The sequence below is a fragment of the Alkalibacillus haloalkaliphilus C5 genome (genome assembly GCF_000269905.1).
GTDB classification, from domain to species: domain Bacteria; phylum Bacillota; class Bacilli; order Bacillales; family Alkalibacillaceae; genus Alkalibacillus; species Alkalibacillus haloalkaliphilus_A.
Window position 1 is genome coordinate 1 of record NZ_AKIF01000240.1, and the last position, 2226, is coordinate 2226.

Annotated in this window: 3 protein-coding genes; all 3 read left to right on the forward strand. The window is 37.0% G+C overall.

Annotated elements, in window-relative coordinates:
• On the forward strand, positions 1-1076 hold a 1076-nt coding region (locus tag A194_RS18945), incomplete at its 5' end, for an ATP-binding protein (RefSeq protein ID WP_017187779.1).
• A 25-nt stretch (positions 1077-1101) separates the two neighbouring features.
• Positions 1102-1983 (forward strand): two-component system activity regulator YycH, encoded by an 882-nt coding sequence (gene yycH / locus A194_RS0115945; RefSeq protein ID WP_017187780.1) that lies wholly within the window; start codon positions 1102-1104, stop codon positions 1981-1983.
• A partial coding sequence (gene yycH / locus A194_RS21075; RefSeq protein ID WP_272942215.1) for a two-component system activity regulator YycH occupies positions 1971-2226 on the forward strand: 256 nt, incomplete at its 3' end. The genes yycH (A194_RS0115945) and yycH (A194_RS21075), both read left to right, overlap by 13 nt.

A 2226-nucleotide genomic window follows, 5' to 3' on the forward strand; every position in this document is an offset into this window, starting at 1 on the left:
CTGTAAGTTTTAATGATTTAAATGACCAGTTACAGTTAGCCCAAGCAACTACAGAAGGTGAACGCCGTAAGTTAAGTTCAGTACTATCCAATATGACTGATGGCGTTATTGCGACTGATGAGCATGGTGACATTATTTTAATGAACGAACCAGCATCCAAACTAATTGGCCAGAACTATATTGAAGTTCAAAGTGAACCGCTTTTAGATGTTTTAGGTTTAAATTCGCACGTTAATAACTTAGAGGAAATTAAAGAAATTGGTAGTACCATTATCGATTTCTCAGATGATGACCAAGAGTTGTTGTTAAAAGCGAACTTTTCAGCTATTCAAGATGAAGCTGAAGAAATGAATGGTTTCTTAACCGTAATTAGTGACGTAACAGAAGAAGAGCGTGTGGAAAGGGAACGTCGCGAGTTCGTAGCTAACGTTTCACACGAATTACGTACACCTTTAACGACGATGAGAAGTTATTTAGAAGCATTAACAGACGATTCAACATGGAAAGATGAGACGATCACACCAAAGTTTTTAAATGTCGTTCAAAATGAATCTGACAGAATGATCAGGTTAGTTAACGATTTATTACAGTTATCTAAAATGGATAATAAAGACTATTTATTGGAAAAAGAGCGGGTCGAATATGTTAAGTATATTGATCAAGTCGTCGATCGTTTCTCATTTAATATAAAAGATGGCTTGTCACTAACACGTAATTTACCGAAAGATCATTGTTATGTATGGATGGATTCAGATAAGTTAACGCAAGTACTTGATAACATTATTTCGAATGCCATTAAGTATTCACCTGAGGGTGGCGAAATTAATGTTACTGTGAAAAAGGAACGTCACCATATTCTCACTCAAGTTTCTGATGAAGGTGTAGGTATCCCAACAGAAAACTTAGAGAAAGTCTTTGATCGTTTTTATCGCGTTGATAAAGCGAGAACACGTCAATTAGGTGGGACAGGCTTGGGACTTGCAATTGCTAAGGAGCTTATTGAAGCCCATGACGGTAAGATCTGGCAGATAGCCGTGAAGGAAAAGGGACGACAATTTCGTTTAGCTTACCGTTGATGAGAAAGAAACGGGGGCGTAGTTCATGAACAAAGAACAGTTTAAAACAGCTTTATTAGTTTTACTAGTCATATCAAGCTTGTTTCTCACATTAGCTTTATGGACATATCAGCCAGAGTATGAAGAATTAGATCAAGCTACTTACTTAGAAGAAACAGAATTAGATGGTGAGCCTAAACATCTTAGCCAAGTTCTACAACCTGACCAGATTGTATTTAATGAAACAGATTCAGCCATCATTCCAGACAAACAAGAAGAAGCGGAACTATTTGAAGAAATTGCCGATTGGTCTTTCTCGCAAATAGATTCACATATATCAAGTTCATGGGGACTTTGGTCTCCTAATATGGAACTCATATTCCCTGTAGATATACCAATCAGCTTAATTGACCAACTATTTAATGTGGATCAGTTTGAATTCCAGCATGATCATACATTTAACCGAGTTTACTTCCATTTAATACAAAGCTCAGAGGAAAGAATAGAAGTAACCTTCATGTCTGGTAACGAAGATGAAGTTCTAAATGGTGAAATCGAATCGGTTAGTGCTTATGAAACGATTCAAAACTATTTCTACCGTTCAGATATGGCTTCAGTTGAGGAGGTTGATATCGGTTTTGATGAGGAACGTGTTATTTACCTAACGACTGAAGAGATGGAAATTCCGCAACAGACAGTGTTTACAGAAGACTTAAATGAACAACCGTTAGTCAATGTTTTATTTAGTAATCCATCGTTAGTTCGTCAACAAAACGTAGAAAATGAAAATGAAGTTAACTATACGGACGGGACGAGACTTCTTACGTTAATAGATGCATTCAACTCGAGCCAATATTTGAGCTACTATAAGCCTCCAGTATCAGGTGGAGATCATTCAGGAAGGCAAGATATTTTATTAAGAAGCTAGATTTTACAAATGATCATTACGGCTGGACTGATGATTTTCGTTTAGAAGATGTTAATTATATGAATCAAGTGGTAGACTATCGAATTCATCAAAATGGTATTCCAGTCTTTGATGACAATGGATACATGGTCATGGAGCAAGCTTGGGGGCCTCAAGAGTTACAAGCGTTAAGTAGACCATTATTTAGAGTAACCAACCGTTTTGACCTTGGTGAAGGGGATCAAGTGACGATCCCATCAGGTA